This window comes from Rhizobium sp. WSM409 (genome assembly GCF_057653825.1).
In genome coordinates this window covers 3,828,763-3,853,593 of record NZ_CM172794.1, presented here as the reverse complement: position 1 = coordinate 3,853,593, position 24,831 = coordinate 3,828,763, and the positions used below count along the sequence as shown (strand labels likewise).

Here is a 24,831-nt window from a genome sequence, read left to right as displayed (position 1 = left end):
TGCCCATCGGGAAGGCTATCTGATCTCCCGCAGGCACGGAGCGGCCCCCGCCGCTTTCTGGAAACAGTTGGAGCATGATGTTGTCCGAAAACCGCGCACGCTTTTCGACATCATGCTCTGAAAGCACAATCGAAAACAGGAGGACGGCATGCAGATCAATCGCACGGCTTCGGCTCATTGGACCGGTGGCCTCAAGGACGGAAAAGGCCTGATCTCGACGCAGAGCGGCGCCCTGAAGGATTACCCCTACGGCTTTGCGAGCCGCTTCGAAGGTGTTGCCGGCACCAACCCGGAAGAACTGATCGGTGCCGCCCATGCCGGCTGCTTCACCATGGCGCTGTCGTTGATCCTCGGTGAAGCCGGCTTTACCGCCGAGCATATGGAAACCTCTGCCGAGGTAACGCTCGAAAGCGTCGAGGGCGGCTTTGCCATCACCGCCATCCATCTCTCGCTCTCCGGCCGTATTCCCGGTGCCGATGAGGCGACCTTCACCGAACTCGCTAACAAGGCAAAGGCCGGCTGCCCGGTTTCAAAGGCGCTTGCGTCGGTTCCGATCACACTCGACGTCAAGATCGTTTGACACGTCACTCCTTTGACGAAGTGCCGCGCGCTTCTCGCCGCGGCACTCTCCATTTGTGGCCTGCCTGCTCGGGTCCGCCTATTCCGACGTCACCGGCTATCAGCATGACGCGTGCAGGCCCCTTCTCCCCGTGCATCGATCTTCTCGAGTTGTCGCTTCCGCCGGACCGCGCTCGCCCCGCGACACATTTTGCTGCGCCGCGGCATTGACAAGTAATGCCTGATATTTTACGACTGACGAAATTCGAAAATCGTCAGTCGTAATTCAGGTCTCGAAACTTATGAACGACATTGCGGAAAATACACTCGACATCACGCGGCAGGAGAATGTCACGCGCATTCTGGATGCCGCCGAGCGACTGTTCCGGCACTATGGCTACAGCAAGACGACGGTGGCCGACATTGCCCGTGATCTCGGCATGTCGCCGGCCAATATTTATCGTTTCTTCGCCTCCAAGGTGGAAATCCACCAAGCGCTCTGCGGCCGCATGCTCGCCACCGCTTACCAGATGGCTTACGACATCCGCCATCAGCCGATCAGCGCCAGCGAACGGCTGCGCCGCTATGTCGAGACCCAGCATCAGTTGACGCTGGATGTGATGCTCGACGAGATGAAGGTGCACGAGATGATCATTGTCGCGATCGATCGCGACTGGCACGTCATCGAAAAACACATCGATCGCATTCATGATCTCATTGCCGAAATCATTGCTGAAGGCATTGCAGCCGGCGAGTTCGCCGAGCAGGACCCGGTCGTTGCCTCGCGCTGCTTCGGCGCGGCGACGAACACGCTCTGCCATCCGCAGATGGTGGCGCAATGTCTTGCCAAAACCAACCGCGCGAGCGTCGGCGAACTGATCGACTACGTGATCAGGGCGCTGAAGAAATAATGGACGGCAGCCGCCGTCGGAACCCCCGAAACGATCCAGGAGTGCGGAAGATGTTTTCGCTCAAGACCCTCAGCCATCGCATGCCGTCCGTCGCCAGTCTCGTGCTCTTCGGCGCCATCGGCATCGGCGTTTCCGCCTGCTCGGAAGAGAAGGCTGAGGTCAAGCAAGTCATTCGGCCGGTGAAGGTCGTCGAGATCGCCAAGGCCGGCGACACCCGCAAGCTCGACTATTCGGGCTCGGTCAAGGCGCGCACGGAGATGAACCTAGGATTTCGCGTCGCCGGCAAGATCACCGAACGCCTCGTCGATATCGGCGACAAAGTGAAGCCGGGCGACGTGCTCGCTCGGATGGACTCCACCGATTACCAGCTGGCGGTCAAGACGGCGGAAGCCAATCTCGCAGCCGCTGAAAAAGGCGTCGAAACCGCCGATCTCGTGAACAAGCGCAATCAGCAGCTGTTCGACAAGAATGTTTCGCCGAAATCCCAGCTCGAGCAAGCGTCGCTCAGCTACGATCAGGCCGTTTCAAGCCGCGATGCCGCCGTCTCGGCGCTCGATCAGGCGAAGAACCAGGTGAGTTATGCGGAGCTGAAGGCCGACCACAACGGGATTGTCACGACGATCAATGCCGATGTCGGCCAGGTCGTTGCGTCGGGCACTCCCGTCGTCGCCGTTGCCGTCGACGGCGAAAAGGAAGTGCAGATTGCGGTTCCGGAAAACGACATTGCCGAATTCAAGCCGGGCAAGACAGTCAAAGCCAGCTTCTGGGCTGACGACAGGCTGGTGCTCGACGGCAAGGTGCGCGAGGTTTCCGGCAGCGCCGACCAGCAGTCGCGTACCTTTGCGGTTCGGGTGAGCCTGCCGAACGATCCGCAGGTGTTGCTCGGCATGACGGCGACGATAGAGGCCGATGTTAGCAACGGCAACAGCTATGTCTCGATCCCGCTCAGCGCCCTGGCTGAAAAGGACGGCAAGCAGATGGTCTGGACCGTCGACCGCGACACGGCGACCGTGCACGGCCGTGACATCAAGGTTGCCGACTTCACCGGCGACGGCGTGCATGTGACCGAGGGTCTCGATACCGGCGATCTCGTCGTTTCGGCCGGCGCGCAGTTCATGAGCGAAAACCTGAAGGTGAAGGTGCCGGACCAGCAATCGGCCCTGGCCGCCACGGACCAGACCGTCCGCTGATCGCGCCATAGGATAGGGACAAAGACCATGGACGCCACCACCGAGAAGCGGCCCTTCAATCTGTCGCGCTGGGCAATCGGACATCCGAGCATCGCCCGTTTCCTCTTCGGGCTAATCATCATCACCGGCGTGCTCGGCCTGATGCGCATGGGCCAGCGCGAGGACCCCGAATTCACCTTCCGCGTCATGGTCGTTCAGGCGATCTGGCCAGGTGCTTCCATCCAGGAAATGGAAGACCAGGTCGTCAACAAGATCGAGCGCAAGCTGCAGGAAACGCCGCATATCGACTGGGTCAAGTCCTATACGCGGGCGGGCAGTGCGATCATCACCCTGCAGGTCAAGGGCGACACGAATTCGCAAGAAGTGGCGGATGCCTTCTACCAGGTGCGCAAGAAGGTCGGCGACATCTCCAACGAGCTGCCGCAGGGCCTGCTCGGCCCCTATTTCAACGACGAGTTCGGCGACACCTTCATCACGCTGCATTCGATCAGCGGCGACGGCTATTCCTATCCGGAACTGAAGAAATTCGCGATCCAGGCGCGCGACATGCTGTTGACGACGCCGGGCGTCGAAAAGGCCGTCATCATCGGCGACCAGCCTGAGAAGATCTATATCGACGTCTCGTCCAAGGCGCTCTCCGAGCGCGGCCTGACGATCCTCGATCTGCAGAACGCCATCAAGGGCCAAAACAATGTCGATCCGGCAGGCTCGGTCGATACCGGCCTGCGCTCGGTGCGCATATCGGTCGAAGGCGACGTGAAGAAGGCGGCCGATATCCGCGAGCTGCGCCTTCGCGCCGGCGGCCAGGTAACGCGCCTCGGCGATATCGCCACCGTCAGTTCCGGGCTCGAAGATCCCTACCAGCGCAAGTACCGTTTCAACGGCCACGACAGCGTTCAGGTCGGCGTCGTGATGGCCAAGGGCTTCAATGTGACCGATGTCGGCAAGGGCGTGGAGGCGACCTATCAGCGCTTCGAGGAGGCGCTGCCCTATGGCGTCGCCGTCGATCAGATCGCCAACCAGCCCGACGTGGTGACGGATGCGGTCAGCGAATTCATGCATGCGCTCGGCGAAGCTCTCATCATCGTGCTCGTCGTCTCGTTCGTGTCGATCGGCTGGCGATCGGGCCTCGTCATCGCCATCGCCATTCCGCTGGTGCTGGCTGCCACCTTTGCGCTGATGTACGAACTCGGCATCGATCTGCAGCGCATCTCACTCGGCGCGCTGATCATCGCGCTCGGCCTGCTTGTCGACGATGCGATGATCGTCGTCGAGATGATGGAGCGAAAGCTGGAGGAGGGGCTCGTCAAGATCGACGCGGCAAGCTTCGCTTATTCCTCGACTGCCTTCCCGATGTTGACGGGCACGCTGATAACCACGGCCGGCTTCATTCCGGTCGGCTTCGCCGCCTCGACGGCCGGCGAATATGTGCGCTCGCTGTTCTACGTCGTCGGCATCGCGCTTGTCACCTCGTGGTTCGTCGCGGTCTACTTCACGCCGTGGCTCGGCTATATGATCCTCAAGCAGCGCCATCACGCCGGCGAGCATCACGACGCCTTCGACACCGGCTTCTATCGCCGGCTGCGCGGCACGGTCGGCTGGGCGGTGCGCCACCGCGTCATCGTGCTGCTGCTGACGCTCGGCACCTTCGTCACCAGCCTCTGGGCCTTCCAGTTCATTCCGCAGAATTTCTTCCCGCAATCCTCGCGGCCGGAAATCCTCGTCGATCTCTGGCTGCCCGAGGGCACCAGCATCAAGGAAGTCGAGGTGCAGGCAAAGGCACTCGAAACCAAGATGATGGATGATCCCGACAAGCGGTTTATCGCCACCTATATCGGCGAAGGCGCGCCGCGCTTCTTCCTGCCGCTCGACCAGCAGCTGCGCAATCCGAACTTCGCCCAGCTGCTCGTCATGGCCAATGACGAACCGGCGCGCGAGCGGCTGATCGTCAAGCTGCGGACGATCCTTGCGGAAGACTTCCCCGATATTCGCGGCAAGGTCGACCGCCTCTTCCTTGGTCCGCCGACCGGCTGGCCGGTGCAGATGCGCGTGATGGGGCCCGACCGTCAGGAAGTCAGGGAGATCGCCGATCAGGTAAAGGCGCGCTTCCAGGCCAATCCGGAGCTCGGCGCCATCCATGACGATTGGCTGGAAGAGGTGCCGGCGATGAAGCTGGTGATCGACCAGGATCGCGCCCGGGCACTCGGCGTCACCTCGCAGCGTGTCCGCCAGATGTTGCAGACCGCCATGTCAGGGACTGCGCTCGACGATTTCCGCGATGGCGAGGAGACGGTTTCGATCGTCGCCCGCGAGCCGGATGCCAGCCGCTCGCTGCTGTCGGCGGTCAACTCGGTCTATGTGCCGACGGATTTCGGCGGCTTCGTACCGGTCTCGCAGGTCGCCAAGGTCGTGCCCGTCATGGAGCAGGGCATCGAATGGCGGCGCAACAGGCTGCCGACAATCACCGTGCGCGCCACGCTGCCTGACGATGTGCAGCCGAACGACGTGGTGATGAAGATGTATGCCGACATGAAGGATCTGCGCGACAGCCTGCCGGCCGGCTACAAGGTCGAAATCCAGGGCGGCGCCGAGGATGCGGCGGAAAGCCAGATGTCGATCGCCGCCAAGGCGCCGATCATGCTCGCCGTCATCATCGTACTGCTGATGGTGCAACTGCAGCATTTCGGCAAGGCGATGCTGGTGCTCGCAACCGGACCGCTCGGGATCATCGGTGCGGCGGCCGCATTGCTGATCAGCGGCGCGCCTTTCGGCTTCGTGGCGATCCTCGGCGTTATCGCGCTGCTCGGCATCATCATGCGCAATTCGATCATCCTGGTCGATCAGATCGACCAGGATATCAAGGCCGGCATGCACCGGCAGGAGGCGATTGTCGGCGCGGCCGTGCGACGTTTCCGGCCGATAATGCTGACGGCGCTGACCGCCGTTCTGGCTCTCATCCCGATCTCGCGCGGTGTTTTCTGGGGTCCGCTCGCCTACGCGATGATGGGCGGCATCCTGGTTGCGACCGTGCTCACCATTCTGGTTCTGCCCGCCGGTTACGCTCTTTTCTTCGGCCGGGAGCCGAAGGCTAAGGACGAGCCGGGCGAGCATGCCGACGCCATCCAGGAAGAGGCGGATGACAGACATCCGCCGGCGTTGGCAGCAGAGTGAGGACGGCGCGGCGAAAGCCGCGCCGTTTTCCTTGGCTACAGGTCCTCGTGCGCCGATTCCATTGCCGCCTCGAAAAAGCTAAGCTGCCAAAGCATGCCGGGATACCAACCGCGATCCCGGCCACTCAGCGACGAGGCAGAGCACGACCATGGCCGATTACCATCTGGAAGCAAGCTGGAGCCCGATCGAGGGCAGTTTCGGGCGCCTCACCTTCATGCTTTTCAATCTTTCGACCGAGCCGCTGTCCGGCTTCTCGCTCGCCTATACGTCAGAGACGCGGGTTGCCGACAAACATGTCTGCGACGGCGGCAGCCTCAAGCGGCGGGTCGCGCATTTCCATGAATTCCTGCCGCCCGAAGACCTGAGCGTGCCGCCCGGTGGGCGCTGGCGCTTCACTGTCGAGGGACTGACCAGGGAGCCGAAACATGTCACGGCCGGCGTCAAGTCGGCCTATCTGACACTTGGCGACGGACGCCACTTTCCTGTTGGTTTCGGCGATCTCATGCTCGAAGGCCGGGATGGTGGCGTGGCGCCGCCGCTTCTGCCGCCGGGCCGGGCCGAGGAACCTTATTCGCTACTGCCCTGGCCGCTGGCGCTCGGGTTGAAGGCGGGAGAGCTGCCGGTCGTGCTTTATCCGGCCGAGCGGACGCGCCCTGATGCGGTCAAGGCGCTCTCGCTGATTCTGGAGCTCTACCAGCGGCTCTACCCGGCCGACAATATGCCGTTTTCCCTCGGTGCCGTCGAAGGCGGGCGGGGCATTCGTTTCGTCACCGAATCGTCGATCGCCGCCTTCGCTTACGAATTGCGTTTTACCGCGCATGAGATCGTGCTTTCGAGTGCGGATGCCGCCGGGCGGCATTACGGGCTGATCAGCCTGGCGCAACTGCTGCACGGCGCCCGCGCCGATCCCGAGCGCTTCAAATTCCCCAATTTCGGCGCGATCGCCGACCAGCCGCGTTATGACTGGCGCGGCTGCCATCTCGATGTGTCCAGGCAGTTCTATCCGGTGGCAGACGTCGTGCGGCTGATCGATATTCTCGCCTGGAACAAGCTCAACATCTTCCACTGGCATCTGACCGATGACGAAGCGTGGCGGCTGGAGATCAAGGCCTATCCCGCGCTGACGGAGATCGGCGCCCGGCGCGGGCCGGATGAAGTGCTCGTGCCGCAGCTCGGCGACGGGGCGCAAACGCGCTCCGGTCATTACACGCAGGAGGATGCCAAGCGGATCGTTGCGCATGCAGCCTCGCTGCATATCGAGGTACTGCCGGAAATCGATATTCCGGGCCACAGCATGGCGACGCTGTTCTCGCTGCCCGAGCTCGTCGACGGCCAGGAGGCGCCGGATAGTTACCGCTCGGTGCAGGGTTATCCGAACAACGCCCTCAATCCGGCGGTGGAATTCACCTATGAATTTCTCGGTAAGGTGTTCGACGAGATGGTGACGCTGTTTCCCGGCGAATATCTCCATATCGGCGGCGACGAAGTGGCGCACGGCTCCTGGCTTTCCTCGCCGCTCTGCAAGACGCTGATGGAGAGGGAGAAACTTGCCGGCACTGCCGAGCTGCAATCCTATTTCCTGAAACGTATCAAAGCCATGCTGTCGGATCGCGGCAAGAAACTCGTCGGCTGGAACGAGGTTTCGCATGGCGGCGGCGTCGACCGCGACGGCACGCTGCTGATGGCCTGGGAAAAGCCCGCCGTCGGCATCGAGCTGGCACAGGAGGGCTACGACGTGGTGATGACGCCGGGCCAGGCCTATTATCTCGACATGGCGCAAGCGGAAGCCTGGGGCGAGCCCGGCGCGAGCTGGGCGGGCTTCAGCCTGCCGGAACACACCTACGCTTACGAGGCCGAGGGCGAGCTGCCGGCGGCGCTGCAGGAGAAGATGCGCGGCATCCAGGCCTGCATCTGGACTGAAAATTTCCTCTCGCGTGCCTATTTCAACCGGCTGGTTTTCCCGCGTCTCCCAGCGGTCGCCGAGGCTGCTTGGACGCCTTCTGCGCGCAAGGACTGGGATCGGTTCGCAGCGATCGTGCGGATGTGGCCGGTGCTTTAAGCCGCCGTCTCGGCCTTCAGCCCCAAAAGCGCTGCGCCGATCAGGCCGGGTTCGATGCGGCATTCGCTGCGCACCACCAGCGGGCGATCGAACTTGCGCAGGATGCGGGCGCGCACGGCGTGGTCGAGCTCGGCAAGCAGCGGCTCGACATTGGAAAGCCCGCCTCCGACCGGCACAATGGTCGCTCCGGTGATGTTGATCGTCAGCGCCAAGGGCGAGGCGACGAGATCGACATAGACGTCGATCGTCCTTGTCGCCTTTTCCTCCCCACGCCCCCACTGAGCGATGATCTCCTCGCTGGAAAGGTCGAGATCGTGCAGCGTCTGGTGCAGCCGCTCCAGGCCGCGGGCACCGCCGACGGTGTCGACGCAGCCCCTCTGGCCGCAGCCGCAGGCATAGGCGGGAATGGCGACGGGCGGATTGCCGGCCGCAGATGCGATGATCGGCCCATGACCCCATTCGCCGGCAAAGCCGCCGGCCTCGTTGACGAGGCGCCCGTCGGCAACCAGGCCGCCGCCGACGCCGGTGCCGAGGATGGCGCCGAAGACGATGCGGTGGCCGCGGCCGGCGCCGAGACCGGCTTCGGCCATCGCGAAACAGTCGGCGTCGTTGGCGATCAGCACCGGCAGGCCGAGCTCGACTTCGAGATCGGCGCCAAGCGTACGGTGGTGGATGCAGGGAATGTTGGCGCAGATCAGGCGCTGCGTATCGGGATCGACGACGCCGGCGATGGAGAGGGCGATGCGGCTCGGCTGTTCGCCGGTTTCGGCGATGATGTCGCGCAGGGTCTCGACGAACGCGGCAAAATCATCCTTGGGCGTCGGGCGGCGGCCGAGGGGAAGGATGTCTATCTCGGAGTGGGCGATGCCGCCCTTGATAGCGGTGCCGCCGATGTCGAATGAAATGATCATTGCCACTCTGCCGTTTTTCTGGTCTCCCACCGTCTGCTTGCATTGTTGGCGGGGAATTTCAAGCGCTCATTCGGCGGTGGTGTCGCCGGCTTTAGGGTCGTGTCGTGTGCTACCCCGTCTGTTCTGCTTGACATCTCTCCCGCAGGTGGGGAGATCGGATAGGCGCGACGGTTTTCCGTCTTTCATTCCGTCATGGCAAGACGTTGGAGAAATCCGGTGAGCCCAAGCCCATCGGCTTCGATCGCGGCCGCAATTTCTAACCCCACAAGTCATTCAATTGGCATATTGCATCGCCAGAATCCGGCCCTACACTTTTATCAACTGCCGGACCCACGACCATAGATACGAGAGAAAACAGTACCATCCGAAGACCACGTCCCAAAGGCCGCCGCCTTTCATCCATTTTGCGGCAGATGGCCGCCGACCAGAGCCGCGAACGGATCTCGATAGGCGATCTGTTCGATACTATGGGTGACAGGGCGATCAGCGCGTTGATGCTGATCTTCGCGCTGCCGAATGCCTTTCCCACTCCGCCGGGCACCTCGGCAGTGCTCGGGGCGCCATTGGTCTTCCTGGCAGTGCAACTGACCTTCGGGCTGAAACCCTGGCTACCGAAGGTGATTGCCAACCGTTCGATGCGGCGGGAGGATTTCGAGACCATTGTCGGCCGCATCCATCGCTGGCTCGCCTGGGCCGAACGCATGCTGAAACCGCGGCTTGCGATCTTCGCCGAACCGCCGGCGGAATATCTTGCCGGGGCGGCATGCCTGCTGCTGTCGATCGTGCTGCTGCTGCCGGTCCCGCTCGGCAACATCCTGCCGGCGGTCACGATCTCGGTCTTCGCCTTCGGCATATTGGGCCGTGACGGGCTCTTCGCGCTCATCGGCTTCGTGATGACGGCCGTGTCGCTCGTCGTCGCCGGCGGGGTGATTTACGGTCTCGTGAAGGCGGCGATCTATCTCGTCGTGCAATGGTTTGCCTGAGCGGGTTTGCCGGAGTGATGGCGGTTATTTAGCGGTCCACTTTGCAACAGGCTCGACATTTGCCGGAATTTTGTTTTGATCTGGCGATACAGACTCAGATCATGTTCGGCGGCGGCACGCCGGCTCACTTCGCGCGGTAGGCAGTAAATGGTAAAAAGATCCGAGACCCCTGCACGGCTCGACGATGCGGCGCGTGCCGGCTGGCTCTATTACGTCGCCGGGCGCACGCAGGACGAAATCGCCGCTGCGATGGGCATCTCGCGGCAATCGGCGCAGCGGCTGGTGTCGCTGGCGGTCGCCGAGCGCCTGATCAAGGTGCGGCTCGATCATCCGATCGCCGCCTGCCTGGAGCTCGGCAGTCAGCTGCGGCGGAAATTCGGGTTGAAACATGTGGAAGTGGTGCCGAGCGATCCCGCATCGTCGTCGACGACGGTCGGTATCGCCGAGGCGGCCGCGGCCGAGATCGAGCGGTGGCTGAAACGGCCGGAGCCGATCGTGCTCGCCATCGGTACCGGCCGCACGCTGAAGGCGGCCGTCGACCAGCTTCCGGCGATCGAATGTCCCAATCACCGCATCGTTTCGCTGACCGGCAATATCGCCCCGGACGGATCGGCGGCCTATTACAACGTCATCTTCAGCATGGCCGATGCGGTGAAGGCGCGGCACTATCCGATGCCGCTGCCGGTGCTCGTCACCTCGGCGGAGGAGCGGGAGCTGCTGCATGGCCAACAGCTGGTGCGCTCGACGCTGAATATGAGTGCGCAAGCCGATGTCACCTTCGTCGGCATCGGCGAGCTCGGCATCGATGGGCCGCTCTGCGTCGACGGGTTTCTCGAGAAGGACGAGATGATGGAGCTGATGCGCGGGGGTGCTGTCGGCGAGATCTGCGGCTGGATCTTCGATGTCGATGGCAGGTTGATCGACAACCCGATCAACGAGCGCGTCGCGTCGGCGCCGATCCCGTCCCGCGACGCGTCGATGGTCATTGGGCTGGCCAAGGGCAAGCGCAAGTTCAAGGCGATCAGGGCTGCGGTTGTCGGCCATCAAATCAACGCTCTGATCACCGACGAAGAGACGGCTGAGTTTTTGCTCAGGAGCTGAGCAAAAAATATTCTCGTTAAATCAATAGGATGACCATCGCCTTCGGCACCGCAGCAACGATTGTCGATTGACATTCCTTATTGTTTATTGAGTAATTGCCCATGAGCGAAGCGAATGCTCACACCCCATCTTCTGGGAGGAAGATTATGACATTGAGAACTTTTCTGCTGGGCGCCTGCTCAGCACTGGCGTTTGCCGGTATGGCTTCGGCCGAAACGCTGACAATCGCGACCGTGAATAACGGCGACATGATCCGGATGCAGAAGCTGACGGATGATTTCAAGGCGAAGAACCCCGGTATCGACCTTGAATGGGTAACCCTGGAAGAAAACGTGCTGCGCCAGAAGGTCACGACCGATATCGCGACCAAGGGCGGCCAGTACGACGTTCTGACGATCGGCACCTATGAAGTTCCGATCTGGGCAAAACAGGACTGGTTGCTGCCGCTCGACAATCTCGGCGCCAATTACGACGTCGACGACTTGCTGCCGGCAATTCGCAGCGGCCTGACTGTGGACGGCAAGCTCTATGCTTCGCCGTTCTATGGTGAAAGCTCGATGGTCATGTACCGTAAGGACCTGTTCGAAGCTGCCGGCCTGAAAATGCCCGACGCGCCGACCTGGGACTTCGTTGCCGACGCTGCCCGCAAGATCACCAACAAGGACAAGGAAATCTACGGCATCTGCCTTCGCGGCAAGGCCGGCTGGGGCGAGAACATGGCCTTCTTGACGGCCATGTCCAATTCCTTCGGCGCACGCTGGTTTGACGAGAAGTGGAAGCCGCAGTTCGATCAGCCGGAATGGAAGGACACGCTCGACTTCTACGTCAAGCTGATGAAGGACGCCGGCCCTCCGGGCGCCTCCTCCAACGGCTTCAACGAGAACCTGGCGCTCTTCCAGACCGGTAAGTGCGGCATGTGGATCGATGCAACGGTTGCCGCTTCCTTCGTCGCCGATCCGAAGCAGTCGCAGGTCGCCGACAAGGTCGGCTTCGCGCTCGCCCCGGACAAGGGCCTCGGCAAGCGCGGCAACTGGCTCTGGGCCTGGAGCCTCGCCATCCCGGCAGGGACCCAGAAGGCCGAAGCTGCTGAGAAGTTCGTTGCCTGGGCAACCAGCAAGGAATACAGCAACCTCGTCGCCGAGAAGGAAGGTTGGCTGAACGCACCTCCGGGCACCCGCAAATCGCTCTATGCGAATGCGGACTACCAGAAGGCGGCTTCGTTCGCCAAGATGACGCTCGACTCGATCGAGTCGGCCGATCCGACCAAGCCGACCGTCAAGCCGGTTCCCTATGTCGGCGTCCAGTTCGTGGCGATCCCGGAATTCCAGGGCATCGGCACGGCGGTGGGCCAGCAGTTCTCCGCAGCTCTTGCCGGCCAGCTCTCGGTCGACCAGGCCCTGCAGGCAGCGCAGCAACTGACCACTCGCGAAATGACCAAGGCCGGCTACATAAAATAAAACCTCCTGAGCAAGAGGCGGATCCTTGACAATCCGCCTCTCTGGGCCGCCGATTGCCCGAACTGCATCGGCGGCCGCTTTTTTCCAGACAAAGCTGCCTTGCGGCCGCTCCCCGCTTCAGTCCAGATCGGTGATTGCCATGGCAACGTTACACACCCGCTCCTCCGCGCGCCTGATGATCGCGCCCTCCGTGCTGCTGCTTTTTGCGTGGATGATCGTCCCGCTGGCGATGACGATCTATTTCTCGCTGCTGAACTACAATCTGCTCAGCCCCGGCATGGAGAGCTTCGTCGGTTTCCTGAACTACGAATATTTCCTGTCGGATCCGGCCTTCTTCGCCGCGCTGATCAACACGCTGCTGCTTGTTGCCGGCGTGTTGCTGATCACCGTCATCGGCGGCATCGCCTTTGCGCTGCTGCTCGACCAGCCGATGTACGGCCAGGGCATCGTGCGCATCCTGGTGATTGCACCGTTCTTCGTCATGCCGACGGTGGCAGCACTGGTCTGGAAGAATATGTTCATGAACCCGGTCAACGGGTTGTTTGCGCATCTTGCCAAGGCGCTCGGCCTGCAGCCGATCGACTGGCTGGCGAATGCGCCGCTGTTTTCCGTCATTCTGATCGTCGCCTGGCAATGGCTGCCGTTTGCCACCCTCATCATGCTGACGGCGCTGCAGTCGCTCGACGAGGAGCAGAAGGAAGCCTCCGAGATGGACGGCGCCGGACCGATCTCGAAGTTCATCTACATCATCCTTCCGCACATGGCGCGCGCCATCACCGTGGTGATCCTGATCCAGACGATCTTCCTGCTTTCGGTCTTTGCCGAAATCCTCGTCACCACCAATGGCGGGCCGGGCACCGACAGCACCAACCTCACCTATCTCGTCTATGCCCAGGCGCTGCTGCAGTTCGATATCGGTGGGGCATCGGCCGGTGGTATCGTGGCTGTTATCCTCGCCAATATCGTCGCGATCTTCCTCGTGCGCCTCGTCGGCAAGAATCTGGAGGCTTGAGATGGCCAGAAAAGTCACAACCAAGCGCAAGCTCATCGTCACCGCGATCGCCTGGACGCTCGGCATCCTGATCTTCTTCCCGATTCTCTGGACGTTTCTCACCAGCTTCAAGTCGGAAGCCGATGCCATCGCCTCGCCGCCGCAGTTCCTGTTCTTCCACTGGACGACGGAGAACTACGCGGAGGTGCAGAGCCGGTCGAACTATCTCAGCCACTTCATGAACTCGGTGATCATCTCCTTCGGCTCGACGCTGATCGGCCTGATCATCGCCATTCCGGCCGCCTGGGCGATGGCGTTTTCGCCGACCAAGCGGACCAAGGACGTGCTGATGTGGATGCTGTCGACCAAGATGATGCCGCCGGTCGGCGCGCTGATCCCGATCTATCTGATGTTCCGCAATTTTGGCCTACTCGACACGCGCACCGGCCTGGTGATCGTGCTGACGCTGATCAACCTGCCGATTATCGTCTGGATGCTCTACACCTACTTCAAGGAAATCCCCGGCGAGATCCTCGAGGCGGCGCGTATGGATGGGGCGTCGCTGATGAAGGAGATCGTCTACGTGCTGACGCCGATGGCCGTGCCCGGCATTGCCTCGACACTGCTTTTGAACATCATCCTTGCCTGGAACGAGGCGTTCTGGACGCTCAATCTCACCGCCTCGAAGGCGGCGCCGCTGACGGCCTTCATCGCTTCCTATTCCAGCCCCGAGGGTCTGTTTTACGCCAAGCTCTCGGCGGCATCGACGATGGCGATCGCGCCGATCCTGATCCTTGGCTGGTTCAGTCAGAAACAACTCGTCCGCGGCCTGACCTTCGGCGCTGTGAAATAACATAAAAGGGAGAGAAACATGGGCAGCATTACCCTTCAGAAGGTTTCCAAGGTCTTCGGCGAAGCCAAGGTCATCCCTTCGATCGATCTCGACATCAAGGACGGCGAGTTCGTCGTCTTCGTCGGTCCGTCGGGCTGCGGCAAGTCCACGCTGCTCAGGCTGATCGCCGGGCTCGAGGACGTCTCCGGCGGCAAGATCGTCATCGACGGCAGGGACGCCACCGAAAAGGCGCCGTCCGAGCGCGGCCTTGCCATGGTGTTCCAGTCCTATGCGCTTTATCCGCATATGAGCGTGCGCAACAACATCGCTTTCCCGCTGAAGATGGCGGGCATCGACAAGGCGGAGATCGACCGCAAGGTCAGCGATGCCGCCCGGGTGCTTAACCTCACCGACTATCTCGAGCGCAAGCCGCGCCAGCTGTCGGGCGGCCAGCGCCAGCGCGTGGCGATCGGCCGCGCCATCGTGCGCCAACCTTCGGCCTTCCTGTTCGACGAACCGCTGTCGAACCTCGATGCGGCGCTACGCGTCAACATGCGCCTCGAAATCAGCGAGTTACATCAGCAACTGAAGACGACGATGGTCTACGTCACCCACGACCAGGTCGAGGCGATGACCATGGCCGACAAGATCGTCGTCCTGAACCGGGGCAATATCGAGCAGGTCGGATCGCCGCTCGAACTCTACAGCCGTCCCCTGAACCTCTTCGTCGCCGGCTTCATCGGATCGCCGAAGATGAACTTCATCACCGGCCAAAACGCCGCCGCGCTCAATGCTCATACCATCGGCGTCCGGCCCGAACATGTGCTGCTGTCGATGGAAAGCGGCGACTGGAAGGGCAGGGTCGTGGTCGCCGAACATCTTGGTTCCGACACTTTCCTGCATATCGATGCCGATGGCATCGGCATGCTGACGGCGCGCGGCAGCGGCGATTTCGCCGCCAAAGCGGGCGATACGGTCTTCCTGACGCCGGACCGTTCGCGTATTCATAAATTCAACGAAGGCGGTCTTGCCATCTGAGGCAGCCGGCCGGGCCGGAGGGCAGGCATGCGAGCCGGACGATGGCGCCCGGCCGTCTCGGCAAGACCTTCAAGAGGACTGAAACATGACGTGCAAACTATCGCTGGCAACGCTTTCGGATGTGGCGCGCACTGCTGCCATCCCTGGATATGACAGGGCGTCGCTGAAGGCCGGCATCGTGCACTTCGGCGTCGGCAATTTCCACCGTGCCCATCAGGCGATCTATCTCGACGATCTCTTCAACGCGGGCACGGATCACGACTGGGCGATCGTCGGCGCCGGCGTGCTGCCGTCGGATGCGGCGATGCGCGAAAAGCTTGCGGCGCAGGATTTCCTGACGACGGTGGTCGAACAGGACAACAACAAGACGGCGGCGCGCGTCACCGCACCGATGATCGACATCCTGCCGGTCGGCGATGCCGCTGCGATCATCGCCAGGCTTGCCGATCCCGAAATCCGCATCGTTTCGATGACGATTACCGAGGGCGGTTATTTCATCGATGCCTCAGGCACGTTCAATCCGGCCCATCCGGCCATTGCCGCAGACGGAGAGAACCCCAACGCGCCGAAGACGGTGTTCGGCCTGATCGTCGCCGGCCTGAAGGCGCGCAAGGACAAGGGCATCGGACCTTTCACCGTCATGTCCTGCGACAACATTCCCCATAATGGCATCGTCACCGCCAATGCCGTCGTCGGCACGGCGGCACTTTCGGATCCTGCCTTTGCCGACTGGATCCGGGCGAATGTCGCCTTCCCGAACGCCATGGTCGACCGAATCACGCCGGCGACCAGCCAGCGCGAGATCGATTTCCTCAGGAACAATTTCCAGATCGAGGACAGTTGGCCGGTTTATTGCGAGGAATTCAAGCAATGGGTGCTCGAGGATAAGTTCACCGCCGGCCGGCCGGCGCTGGAAAAGGTCGGCGTCACCTTCGTTGCCGATGTCACGCCTTACGAGCATATGAAGATCCGCATCCTCAACGGCGGGCATGCCGCGATCGCCTATCCGGCGGCGCTGATGGACATTCACTTCGTGCATGATTCCATGGAAGACCCGCTGATCCGCGCCTTCCTCGCCAAACTCGAGAAAGACGAGATCATTCCGATCGTGCCGCCGGTGCCGAACACGTCGCTGACGGATTATTTCGCGCTGATCGAACATCGCCTGCTCAATCCGAAGATTGCCGACACCATTCCGCGGCTGGCGCAGGACGGCTCGAACCGCCAACCGAAATTCATCCTGCCGTCGACGCTCGACAATTTGAGTCAGGGCAGGGACGTCGTCGGTCTGGCGCTGGTTTCGGCACTCTGGTGCCGTTATTTCGCCGGCAAGACCGACAGCGGCAAGGATATCGTCTTCAACGACGCGAGCGCAGAGCGCCTGCATGCGGCAGCGCTGAAAGCCAAGGACGATCCATCGGCCTTCCTCGTCTTCGACGATATTTTCGGCGAAGTGGCAAAATCCGAACTTTTCCGCAAGCGTTTTGCCCATGCTCTCAAAACCCTGTGGGAAAAGGGCACGCGGGAGACGCTGCAGCTCTATCTCGACGGCAAGCTCGCAGTGTAAGAAATTCGGTGGCGGTCTCTACTGCCGCCATTCATCCGGCCTTGCGAGTGAAGCGGGACGGTAACGCGTCCGAATTGAACTCAGGTTGGGTCTTGCATGGCTGATGCTGAAACACGGCTGGTGATCTTCGATTGCGATGGCGTACTCGTCGACAGCGAGCCGATCTCGATCAGCGTGCTCGTCGGGGCAATGAACGATCTCGGCGTCTCGATCACCGAGGACCAGGCCTATGAGCGTTTTCTCGGCCGCAGCCTGTCGACCCTCATCGATACGCTGGAAACCGAATTCAACGTCCATGCCGACGAGGAATTCCTCGAGCGTATCCGCATCGAACTCTACGCTCGTTTTCGCACGGAACTGAAGCCGATCGACGGTATCGCCGCGGCGATCGACAGGCTGGGCGTTCGCTGCTGCGTTGCCTCCTCCAGCCAGATGGAGCGAATCCGGTTGTCGCTGTCGGTGACCGGGCTTCTCGACAGGCTGCCCGACATCTTCAGCGCAACGATGGTCAAGCGCGGCAAGCCGGCGCCCGATCTCTTCCTGCATGCGGCGCGTGAAATGCAGGTCGAGCCGGCTCATTGCCTTGTCGTCGAAGACAGCCCGGCCGGCATTGCCGCCGCCAAGGCAGCAGGCATGACGGTCTTTGCCTTCACCGGCGGATCACACGCCAATTTCACCGGATATCGTGCCGAACTCGACCGCCTTTCGCCTGATGTGGTGTTTGACGCCATGCCGGATTTGATACACCTTGTCCGCAACCATAAGCTGGACGGGACCAAGACTTGATGCGTGATCATGTGGTTGCGGTGGATATCGGCACGGGCAGCGCGCGCGCCGGCGTCTTCGATGTACGCGGCCGTCTGCTCGCCAAGGCCGAGCATCCGATCGTGATGAACCGGCCACGCGAAAACCATGCCGAGCATGATTCCGAAGACATCTGGTCGGCCGCCTGCACGGCAGTGCGCAGGGCGGTGGAGCAATCCGGCATCGCCGCCGCCTCGGTCGGAGCGATTGGCTTCGACGCCACCTGCTCGCTCGTCGTCCGTGACATCGAGGGCCGGCAGCTCAGCGTTTCCACAGGCGGCGACCGGCGTTTCGACACGATCGTCTGGCTCGATCACCGGGCGCTGAAGGAAGCCGATTTCTGCACGGCGACGGAGCACAGGGTGCTCGAACATTCCGGCCACGTGATGTCGCCGGAAATGGAAATGCCGAAGCTGATGTGGCTGAAGAAAAAGCTGCCCGCCACATGGGAAACGGCCGGCTACTTCTTCGATCTCGCCGATTTCATGACGTGGAAATCGACCGGATCGGCCGCCCGTTCGCGCTGCACGCTGACGGCGAAATGGAACTATCTCGCCCATCTCGAAAAGGGCTGGCAGCAGGATTTCCTGGAGCGGATCGGCCTCGAGGACCTTCAGGCGCGCGGCCACCTGCCGGATGAGACCACGCCTGTCGGAGACAGCGTCGGCCGGCTGACTGAGGAAGCGGCAGAAGCGCTGGGGCTGACTGTGGACTGCCGTGTCGCTGCCGGGATGATCGACGCCTATGCCGGCGCACTCGGCGCGCTCGGCGGCTATGCCGCTGATCCTGTCAAACGCGAGCACCAGCTGGCGCTGATTGCCGGCACATCGAGCTGCATCGTTACGTTCTCGCGGGAGCGCAAGCCGAGCCATGGCATGTGGGGTCCCTATTACGAGGCTGTCTTCCCGCAATCCTGGCTGGTGGAGGCCGGGCAATCGGCGACCGGCGCGCTGCTCGACCACATCGTGCGCATGCATGCGGCCGGCGGCGAGCCAACGGCGGCGCTGCATCAGAGGATCGTCGCGCGGATCGCCGAATTGCGGGCCGAGGAGGGCGATGCCTTCGGTGCGCGGATCTTCGTGCTGCCGGATTTCCATGGCAACCGCTCGCCGCTCGCCGATCCGCATGCGGTCGGCGTCGTCAGTGGACTGACGCTCGATACGTCCTTCGACGGGCTCTGCGCGCTTTATTGGCGCTCTGCGGTGGGCATTGCGCTCGGCATCCGCCATATTCTGGAAATGATGAAGCAATACGGTTACATGACCGATACGCTGCATATCGCCGGCGGGCATGTGAAGAACCCGGTGCTGATGGAGCTTTATAGCGATGCGACCGGCTGCAAGGTCGTGGTGCCGAAGATGAACGAGGCAGTGCTGCTCGGCACGGCGATCGCAGCATCCGTCGCCTGCGGCCTGTACAAGGATCTGGCGGCGGCCGGCGAGGCGATGTATCCGGGCGCCGACGAACGGCTTCCCGACAAGGCGAAGCAGGCGCTCTACGACCGCGACTACCGCCGACTTCTCGCCATGCACCGGCACCGCGCCGAATTGGAAACGATGCAATAGAGCGCCGCGCGGCGCTCCATCACTTTGAATCTGCGCATGATCCTTTTAAAATTAGTGGTTCGCCGTCTCGCCGAGCACGGTCGCGAACTCCATCATGCGGCGGCGGCGAAGTGCCGCCTCTTCTCCGACTTGGAGGATGACGGATTCCGACAGGCAATCGAGCAGCGCGATCAGCGGCGGAAGATTGTCGAGATCGGGTGCACGAGCGGGCGGCAGAGGCAGCATGACGTTCGACTGGTCCGCCATCCAGTCCGCTTGCTGCGGCGAAATCAGCACGACCTTATAGCCGTAGCGCCGCGCCGTTCTGGCAAGCAGCCGCGCCTTGGCGAAGCGGCGACAATCGATGATGACGAGCAGTGCGTCGTCGACCGCCAGCCGGGCGAAGAGTTCCGCAAAACGGTTGTCGGCGGCGTCGAGCGTGCGCACGCCGTCGCGGGCTTGTGTCAGCCGCTGGCAGAAATGATTGGCCAGGCTTGCGAGCCGCGCATGCGTGGCGATCGACACTTCGCGGGCAGTGCTGATCAAGCCGACGGCTTCCGACCAGTGCGGCTGCGCCGTCAGATGATAGATATGATGGAGGGCCTGGATCTGTTCGGCAACCAGCACGGCCAGCGGTTTGCCCTCCGCGGCGTCGGCATGCAGCTCGCTCATGGCGCTCTGTAATTGCGCCGGCGATGTCGTCACGGTCTCGCGAATCTCCACCTTGACGCTGTCCAATCCCTGATAACCGAGCGAGCGCAGAAAGCGCCCGACGGTCATCGGCGAGAGATCCAGCCTGTCGGCAACGGACGCAGCCGTCTCGAATGGCAGGTCGTTCAGATGTTCGGTGAAATATTTCGCGATACGGCGCTCGGCGGGTGTGCCGGTTTTTGCGTATTGCCTGAGTTTTTGCACAAAGTCTTCCACGGCAGCCTCCCCATCTTCCTCAGAGGCGTTCCGTGGATGCGCTGTTGCGACCCCTTGTCTTTGCAACTATTTCGGAAGCTGCTTCTCAGGCCCGTGCGTATTTCATGTATGCCACAATATTATATTAGTATTTGGTTTTCGACAAGTTTTCTATTACTGAATGCAATTTTATTCTCTCTTGTCGGTGGCCCGCATCTTCCCTACATCTTCGGCGCAACCGGAGACGCCTGAGACATGATTCTTGACGCCGCTCGACTTTCGCTCGCCAATCTGTTCGCATCGGAAACACGCTCTGTCTTCTGGAAGGTGCTCGGCCTGACGGTTCTCGTGCTTGTCGGCCTCTGGTTCGCGCTGCGCGGGGCCTTCATGGCCTTTCTCTTTCCCTGGCTCACGAGCTTCTTTCCCGATATGCCGGATTGGGCGGGGTGGTTCGCTCTCATCTTCGCAATTTTTGCCGGAATCGGCCTTGCTCTCATGCTGGCGCTGCTGCTGTCGCCGGTGACGGCGCTGATTGCCGGCCTGTTTCTCGACGACGTCGCCGAGGTCATCGAAAAGCGCGACTATCCCAAGGACGCGCCGGGCACCGCCATGCCGCTCGGTCCGGCGATGGTAAGCTCGATCAAGTTTCTCGGTGTGGTGATTCTCGGCAATATCCTGGCATTGCTGCTGCTGTTCATACCCGGCGTCAATCTGGTCGCGTTCTTTCTGGTGAACGGCTATCTGCTCGGACGGGAATTCTTCGAATTCGCCGCCATGCGCTTCCGTTCGCCGGATGAGGCGCGGCTCTTCCGCGCCAAGCATGCCTCCACCGTCTTTCTCGGCGGGCTGATGATCGCCCTTTTCCTGGCGATCCCGATCGTCAATCTTCTGACGCCGCTTTTTGCCGCCGGTATGATGGTGCATCTGCACAAGTTGGTTTCCGCTAAGGACACCGGTTTGCGTGCCTAAGACTCAAGCGGGCAGGGCGGAGGTGTCGTACATCGCCGCGAATTCGGCGCTCGGCGGGATCGGCTTGATGATGTCGATCAGCACGCCGTTCGGATCGGCGGTGATGAAATGCCGCTGGCCGAAATCCTCGTCGCGGATTTCTCTCAGAATTGGCAGGCCGGCGCTCCGGCAGGCTGCATAGATCGCATCGACATCGCCGACCTCGAAATTGAGGAGAAGGCCGGACACCCTGCCGCGGGCTATGGCCGGGATGGTCTCGTGGCTGCCGTCAAGGATGGCAAGCGCGATATGCTCCTCCTCTGCCGATTGCAGGTGAACATACCAGTCGCTTTCGAACAGAGCTTTGAAGCCGAAATGCGTGCAATAGAAGCTGGCGGTGCCGGCAACGTCGTCGGTCATCATGACAGGATAATAGCTCGTCGATTTCATCTCGTTTTCCTCCTTTTTTACATACAATCTGTATGTTTTTGTCTATTAACATACATTCTGTTTGTATGTAAAGAGGTGTGCATGGGCCGCAGCAATCGCGAGAGAACGGAGCAGACGAGACAGGCACTGATCGATGCCGGTCGACGTCTCTTCGTCGAAAAAGGTTATGCCGAAACCGCGACGCCGGAGATCGTCGCGGCGGCGGGAGTGACGCGTGGTGCGCTCTACCATCATTTTGAAGACAAGAAGGCGCTTTTTAGGGCGGTTATCGAATGCGAGGCGAAAGCGGTGACCGCGGCGATCGAGGCGCGTTCGGCGTCCTACGACGCGCCGCGTGCCATGCTGATCGCCGGTGCCTCGGCCTATTTCGATGCGATGATGGGGCAAGGGCGCACGCAGCTGCTGCTGATCGAGGCACCTGCCGTTCTCGGCCCGCTGGCGAGTGCGGCGATCGATGCAGAGAATGCGGAAGCGACGCTGCGGGCAGGGCTTGCAGCGATGCTTCCAGAGGCCGGCGCCATGCTCGAACCGCTGACGTCGCTGCTATCGGCGGCCTTCGATCGCGCGGCGATCGCGATCGAGGCGGGCGCTGAAAGGCGGCATTACGAGCAGGCGATCGCAGTCCTACTCGACGGCCTCGCCGATCACCTGCGGCGGTAGCTCGACCAGCGGCGCCGGCACATCCCAACTCTTCTCCGGCGATTTGCAGAGGTCGGCGATGATACAGCGCTCGCATTCGGGGCGGCGCGCCTTGCAGGTATAGCGACCGTGCAGGATCAGCCAGTGATGGGCGTGATAGAGGTAATGGCTCGGGATCACCTTCATCAGCCGCGCCTCGACCTCGTCTGGTGTCTTGCCGGGGGCAAGCCTGGTGCGATTGGCGATGCGGAAGATGTGTGTGTCGACGGCCATCGTCGCCTGGCCGAAGGCCATGGAAAGCACGACATTGGCGGTCTTGCGGCCGACGCCCGGCAACCTCACCAGTTCGTCGCGCGTTTCCGGCACCTTGCCGCCGAATTGGTCGATCAGCATCTGCGAGAGCGCGATGACGTTTTTCGCCTTGTTGCGGTAGAGGCCGATCGTCCTGATGTAATCGCGCAGCCGCTCCTCGCCGAGATCGAGCATCTTTTCCGGCGTATCGGCAACCTTGAAGAGCGCGCGCGTCGCCTTGTTGACGCCAACATCGGTCGCTTGCGCTGAAAGCGCGACGGCGACGACGAGCGTGAAGGGGTTGGTGTGCTCGAGCTCGCCCCTCGGTTGCGGCCGCTGCACCGAGAAGCGGCGGAATATCTCCTCGCGTTCGGTCAGCGAATAGGCCGTGCGCACCGCTGCCGCCGGTTTGCGGCGGGCAATCACATTCGTGCCCTGCGGCGTCTTGGTAACGGATTTGAGTTTCGGATTCGCCATGGAAACTCTATACTCAGCAGCCATGATGGAAAGCAACGCCGACAGCTTCAATGAGCAGCCTGTTTTCGCTGCCGAGCTCTTTCCCCACCGGTCGCTCGGCCGCCGGGGCTTCAAGGTGCTGCTTGCCCTATCCGGTGCCGTCTGCTTGCTTTACGGCACGTTCTTCATCGCGACGGGGGCCTGGCCGATCGGCTTCTTCTTCGGACTGGATTTCCTGCTTCTCTACGGCGCTTTCTGGCTGAATTACCGCTCCGGGAAAGCGCACGAACAGGTGACGGTGTCACGTACGGACGTGTCGGTGCGCAAGTTTGCGCCATCAGGACGGATGGTGGAGCATCATTTCAATCCGTTCTGGGCACGCTTCCTCGTTCGCCGGCACCAGGAGATCGGCATCCTTTCCATGCATATCTTCGGCGAGGGCCGGCGCACGGATATCGGCTCCTTCCTCAATCCCGACGATCGCGAAAGCTTCGCCAAAGCCTTCAAGGGAGCGCTGGCGACGGTCAAGCAGCGGATCTGAACCTATCCGGCGGATGCGCAAGAATCGGGTGGTTTGCTCACCCCCACTTGACTATCTCCTTGTTACAAGGAGAAAGACGATGAATATGATTGCCAACCTGCAGACAGACATCACGCCTGACGGCCCTGATTATGACATTGTCCGTCGGGTGATCGAACTCATCACCGAGGATTACCGCGACCAGCCTTCGCTGGAGGCGATCGCGGCGCGGCTCAACCAGTCGCCGACCCAGCTGCAGAAGACCTTCACCCGCTGGGCAGGACTATCGCCCAAGGGCTTCCTGCAAGCGGTGACGCTCGACCACGCCAAGCGGCTGCTGCGCAAGGAAGACATGCCGCTGCTCGAGACCTCGATCGAGGTCGGCCTTTCCGGGCCGAGCCGGCTGCATGATCTTTTCGTCACCCATGAGGCGATGTCGCCCGGTGAATGGAAGGCCAAGGGCGGCGGTCTCATCATCCGCTACGGCTTCCACATTTGCCCCTTCGGCGTGGCGCTGATCATGGTGACCGACCGCGGCCTTGCCGGCCTTGCCTTCAGCGATTCCGGCGACGAGAGGGCCTGCCTCGAGGATATGACCTGCCGCTGGCCGAACGCCGAATATGTCGAAGACCTGCAGGCGACGGTCCCCTATGCCGCCCGGATCTTCGAGCCCGGCAAATGGTCCTCGGACCAGCCGCTGCGTGTCGTGCTGATCGGCACGGACTTCCAGGTACGCGTCTGGCAGAGCCTGCTGAAGATCCCGTTCGGCAAGGCCGTCACCTATTCCGATATCGCCAACGATATCGGCAGCCCGACGGCGCAGCGCGCCGTGGGTGCGGCGGTCGGGGCAAACCCGATCTCCTTCGTGGTGCCCTGCCATCGGGCGCTCGGCAAGAACGGCGCACTGACGGGCTACCATTGGGGCCTCACCCGCAAGCGGGCGATGCTCGGTTGGGAATCGGCGCACGCCTGAGGGGCCTGCCGCAATTAGTCGAAGTCAAAATTGTTGATCCGGGCGATAATGTCGTCGTCCAGATTCAATAGGGCTTCGGCGATGTCGATGTGACCTTTCGCGACTGCTTGGGCTGCGCCTGCCGAGAGGAGCGTCGATCTGCTCCAGGTTTCATGGCGGTGCAAGCTGACGCAGTCAGTCATCGATGTGATCGCGTGGTGGTAGGCCTCTTCCAGATCAGCAGGTATTTCCGGTCCCCGCCCGGTCATCCGGGCAATTTCGATGCTTGCCGGCAGTTGGTAGAAAGAGAAGTCGATCGGTGCCGTCGTCGCAAGCCCGATCCTGACGATATGAGGGACCGCCGCGTATGAAGCAGTGTAGACGTCGCCTTGATGACAGAGGCTTGACCATAGGCTGAACCAAGGTTCCGCATCGGGAGACAAGTCCGGTCCGGCCGGCAAGTCCAATGCTCTCAGCAGTGCCGGAGTATCGGCTGCCGGGCCATAGCAATGGCTCAACTCACCCCAACGCTTGTTGTCAAGTGGGAGCATG

23 protein-coding genes are annotated in these 24,831 nt (G+C 61.7%); 18 read left to right on the top strand and 5 right to left on the bottom strand.

Translation table 11 applies throughout. The features are described from left to right. The first annotated feature begins 148 nt into the window (after positions 1 to 148). From AC25BC_RS19025 to AC25BC_RS19005, 5 genes are all read left to right on the top strand, one after another. Entirely contained in the window at positions 149 to 580 is a 432-nt protein-coding gene (locus AC25BC_RS19025; RefSeq protein WP_128438554.1) for an OsmC family protein, read from the top strand. A 280-nt stretch (positions 581 to 860) separates the two neighbouring features. Then, positions 861 to 1,469: a TetR/AcrR family transcriptional regulator gene (locus tag AC25BC_RS19020; RefSeq protein WP_128438553.1), complete on the top strand. Its 609-nt coding sequence runs from the start codon at positions 861 to 863 to the stop codon at positions 1,467 to 1,469. Between the two features lie 50 nt (positions 1,470 to 1,519). Then, entirely contained in the window at positions 1,520 to 2,659 is a 1,140-nt protein-coding gene (locus AC25BC_RS19015) for an efflux RND transporter periplasmic adaptor subunit (protein WP_017995249.1), read from the top strand. Between the two features lie 27 nt (positions 2,660 to 2,686). Continuing rightward, positions 2,687 to 5,830 (top strand): efflux RND transporter permease subunit, encoded by a 3,144-nt coding sequence (locus tag AC25BC_RS19010; RefSeq protein WP_128438552.1) that lies wholly within the window; start codon positions 2,687 to 2,689, stop codon positions 5,828 to 5,830. A gap of 148 nt (positions 5,831 to 5,978) precedes the next feature. Then, positions 5,979 to 7,889 carry a beta-N-acetylhexosaminidase gene (locus AC25BC_RS19005; protein ID WP_128438551.1) on the top strand — a complete coding sequence of 637 codons (1,911 nt, stop codon included), beginning with the start codon at positions 5,979 to 5,981 and terminating at the stop codon, positions 7,887 to 7,889. Here AC25BC_RS19005 and AC25BC_RS19000 read toward each other — a convergent pair. Next, positions 7,886 to 8,800, bottom strand: coding sequence for an ROK family protein (locus AC25BC_RS19000; protein ID WP_012759075.1), 915 nt, complete (start codon positions 8,798 to 8,800; stop codon positions 7,886 to 7,888). The genes AC25BC_RS19005 and AC25BC_RS19000 overlap by 4 nt on opposite strands. A 413-nt stretch (positions 8,801 to 9,213) precedes the next feature. Here AC25BC_RS19000 and AC25BC_RS18995 point away from each other — a divergent pair, with 413 nt between their 5' ends. From AC25BC_RS18995 to AC25BC_RS18955, 9 genes are all read left to right on the top strand, one after another. Continuing rightward, on the top strand, positions 9,214 to 9,783 hold the full coding sequence (locus tag AC25BC_RS18995) for an exopolysaccharide biosynthesis protein (RefSeq protein WP_012759074.1): 570 nt from the start codon (positions 9,214 to 9,216) through the stop codon (positions 9,781 to 9,783). Between the two features lie 147 nt (positions 9,784 to 9,930). Further along, positions 9,931 to 10,884, top strand: a complete 954-nt coding sequence (locus AC25BC_RS18990) for a sugar-binding transcriptional regulator (RefSeq protein ID WP_012759073.1) — start codon at positions 9,931 to 9,933, stop codon at positions 10,882 to 10,884. A 146-nt stretch (positions 10,885 to 11,030) separates the two neighbouring features. Then, positions 11,031 to 12,341: an ABC transporter substrate-binding protein gene (locus AC25BC_RS18985; protein WP_012759072.1), complete on the top strand. Its 1,311-nt coding sequence runs from the start codon at positions 11,031 to 11,033 to the stop codon at positions 12,339 to 12,341. 139 nt (positions 12,342 to 12,480) lie between these two features. Then, positions 12,481 to 13,353 (top strand): carbohydrate ABC transporter permease, encoded by an 873-nt coding sequence (locus AC25BC_RS18980; RefSeq protein ID WP_020487036.1) that lies wholly within the window; start codon positions 12,481 to 12,483, stop codon positions 13,351 to 13,353. 1 nt (position 13,354) lies between these two features. After that, a complete protein-coding gene (locus tag AC25BC_RS18975) occupies positions 13,355 to 14,185 on the top strand; it encodes a carbohydrate ABC transporter permease (RefSeq protein ID WP_012759070.1) in 831 nt (276 codons plus the stop codon). Positions 14,186 to 14,203: 18 nt separating this feature from the next. Then, positions 14,204 to 15,202 carry an ABC transporter ATP-binding protein gene (locus AC25BC_RS18970; protein WP_012759069.1) on the top strand — a complete coding sequence of 333 codons (999 nt, stop codon included), beginning with the start codon at positions 14,204 to 14,206 and terminating at the stop codon, positions 15,200 to 15,202. Positions 15,203 to 15,287: 85 nt separating this feature from the next. Next, positions 15,288 to 16,769, top strand: a complete 1,482-nt coding sequence (locus tag AC25BC_RS18965; protein WP_128438550.1) for a mannitol dehydrogenase family protein — start codon at positions 15,288 to 15,290, stop codon at positions 16,767 to 16,769. A 96-nt stretch (positions 16,770 to 16,865) separates the two neighbouring features. Continuing rightward, entirely contained in the window at positions 16,866 to 17,555 is a 690-nt protein-coding gene (locus AC25BC_RS18960) for an HAD family hydrolase (RefSeq protein ID WP_012759067.1), read from the top strand. Then, entirely contained in the window at positions 17,555 to 19,138 is a 1,584-nt protein-coding gene (locus AC25BC_RS18955; protein WP_012759066.1) for an FGGY-family carbohydrate kinase, read from the top strand. Before AC25BC_RS18960 ends, AC25BC_RS18955 begins: the two co-directional genes overlap by 1 nt. Before the next feature lie 51 nt (positions 19,139 to 19,189). Here the strand turns inward: AC25BC_RS18955 and AC25BC_RS18950 are convergent, their stop codons facing one another. Then, the gene (locus tag AC25BC_RS18950; protein ID WP_003543085.1) at positions 19,190 to 20,044 is read right to left on the bottom strand and encodes a MurR/RpiR family transcriptional regulator; all 855 of its coding nucleotides are present in this window, start codon (positions 20,042 to 20,044) and stop codon (positions 19,190 to 19,192) included. Positions 20,045 to 20,278: 234 nt separating this feature from the next. Here AC25BC_RS18950 and AC25BC_RS18945 point away from each other — a divergent pair, with 234 nt between their 5' ends. Next, positions 20,279 to 20,992, top strand: a complete 714-nt coding sequence (locus AC25BC_RS18945) for a sulfate transporter family protein (RefSeq protein ID WP_012759065.1) — start codon at positions 20,279 to 20,281, stop codon at positions 20,990 to 20,992. 3 nt (positions 20,993 to 20,995) lie between these two features. Here AC25BC_RS18945 and AC25BC_RS18940 read toward each other — a convergent pair whose 3' ends face one another. Then, positions 20,996 to 21,421 carry a VOC family protein gene (locus AC25BC_RS18940; RefSeq protein WP_011653606.1) on the bottom strand — a complete coding sequence of 142 codons (426 nt, stop codon included), beginning with the start codon at positions 21,419 to 21,421 and terminating at the stop codon, positions 20,996 to 20,998. A gap of 81 nt (positions 21,422 to 21,502) precedes the next feature. On the opposite strand from AC25BC_RS18940, the gene AC25BC_RS18935 reads away from it, so the two are divergent. Continuing rightward, positions 21,503 to 22,081 carry a TetR/AcrR family transcriptional regulator gene (locus AC25BC_RS18935; RefSeq protein ID WP_012759064.1) on the top strand — a complete coding sequence of 193 codons (579 nt, stop codon included), beginning with the start codon at positions 21,503 to 21,505 and terminating at the stop codon, positions 22,079 to 22,081. On the opposite strand, the gene nth is transcribed toward AC25BC_RS18935, so the two are convergent. Continuing rightward, positions 22,046 to 22,852, bottom strand: coding sequence for an endonuclease III (gene nth / locus AC25BC_RS18930; RefSeq protein ID WP_171815700.1), 807 nt, complete (start codon positions 22,850 to 22,852; stop codon positions 22,046 to 22,048). The two genes, AC25BC_RS18935 and nth, sit on opposite strands and share 36 nt — an antisense overlap. Between nth and AC25BC_RS18925 the strand changes: the two genes are divergently transcribed. Together AC25BC_RS18925 and AC25BC_RS18920 are read left to right on the top strand one after the other, a co-directional pair. Continuing rightward, complete coding sequence (locus tag AC25BC_RS18925; RefSeq protein ID WP_017995238.1) at positions 22,851 to 23,348, top strand: DUF2244 domain-containing protein; 498 nt, start codon at positions 22,851 to 22,853, stop codon at positions 23,346 to 23,348. The genes nth and AC25BC_RS18925 overlap by 2 nt on opposite strands. A gap of 79 nt (positions 23,349 to 23,427) precedes the next feature. Beyond that, the gene (locus tag AC25BC_RS18920) at positions 23,428 to 24,300 is read left to right on the top strand and encodes a methylated-DNA--[protein]-cysteine S-methyltransferase (RefSeq protein ID WP_012759061.1); all 873 of its coding nucleotides are present in this window, start codon (positions 23,428 to 23,430) and stop codon (positions 24,298 to 24,300) included. A gap of 14 nt (positions 24,301 to 24,314) precedes the next feature. On the opposite strand, the gene AC25BC_RS18915 is transcribed toward AC25BC_RS18920, so the two are convergent. After that, the gene (locus AC25BC_RS18915; RefSeq protein WP_012759060.1) at positions 24,315 to 24,830 is read right to left on the bottom strand and encodes a hypothetical protein; all 516 of its coding nucleotides are present in this window, start codon (positions 24,828 to 24,830) and stop codon (positions 24,315 to 24,317) included. Between the last annotated feature and the right edge of the window lies 1 nt (position 24,831).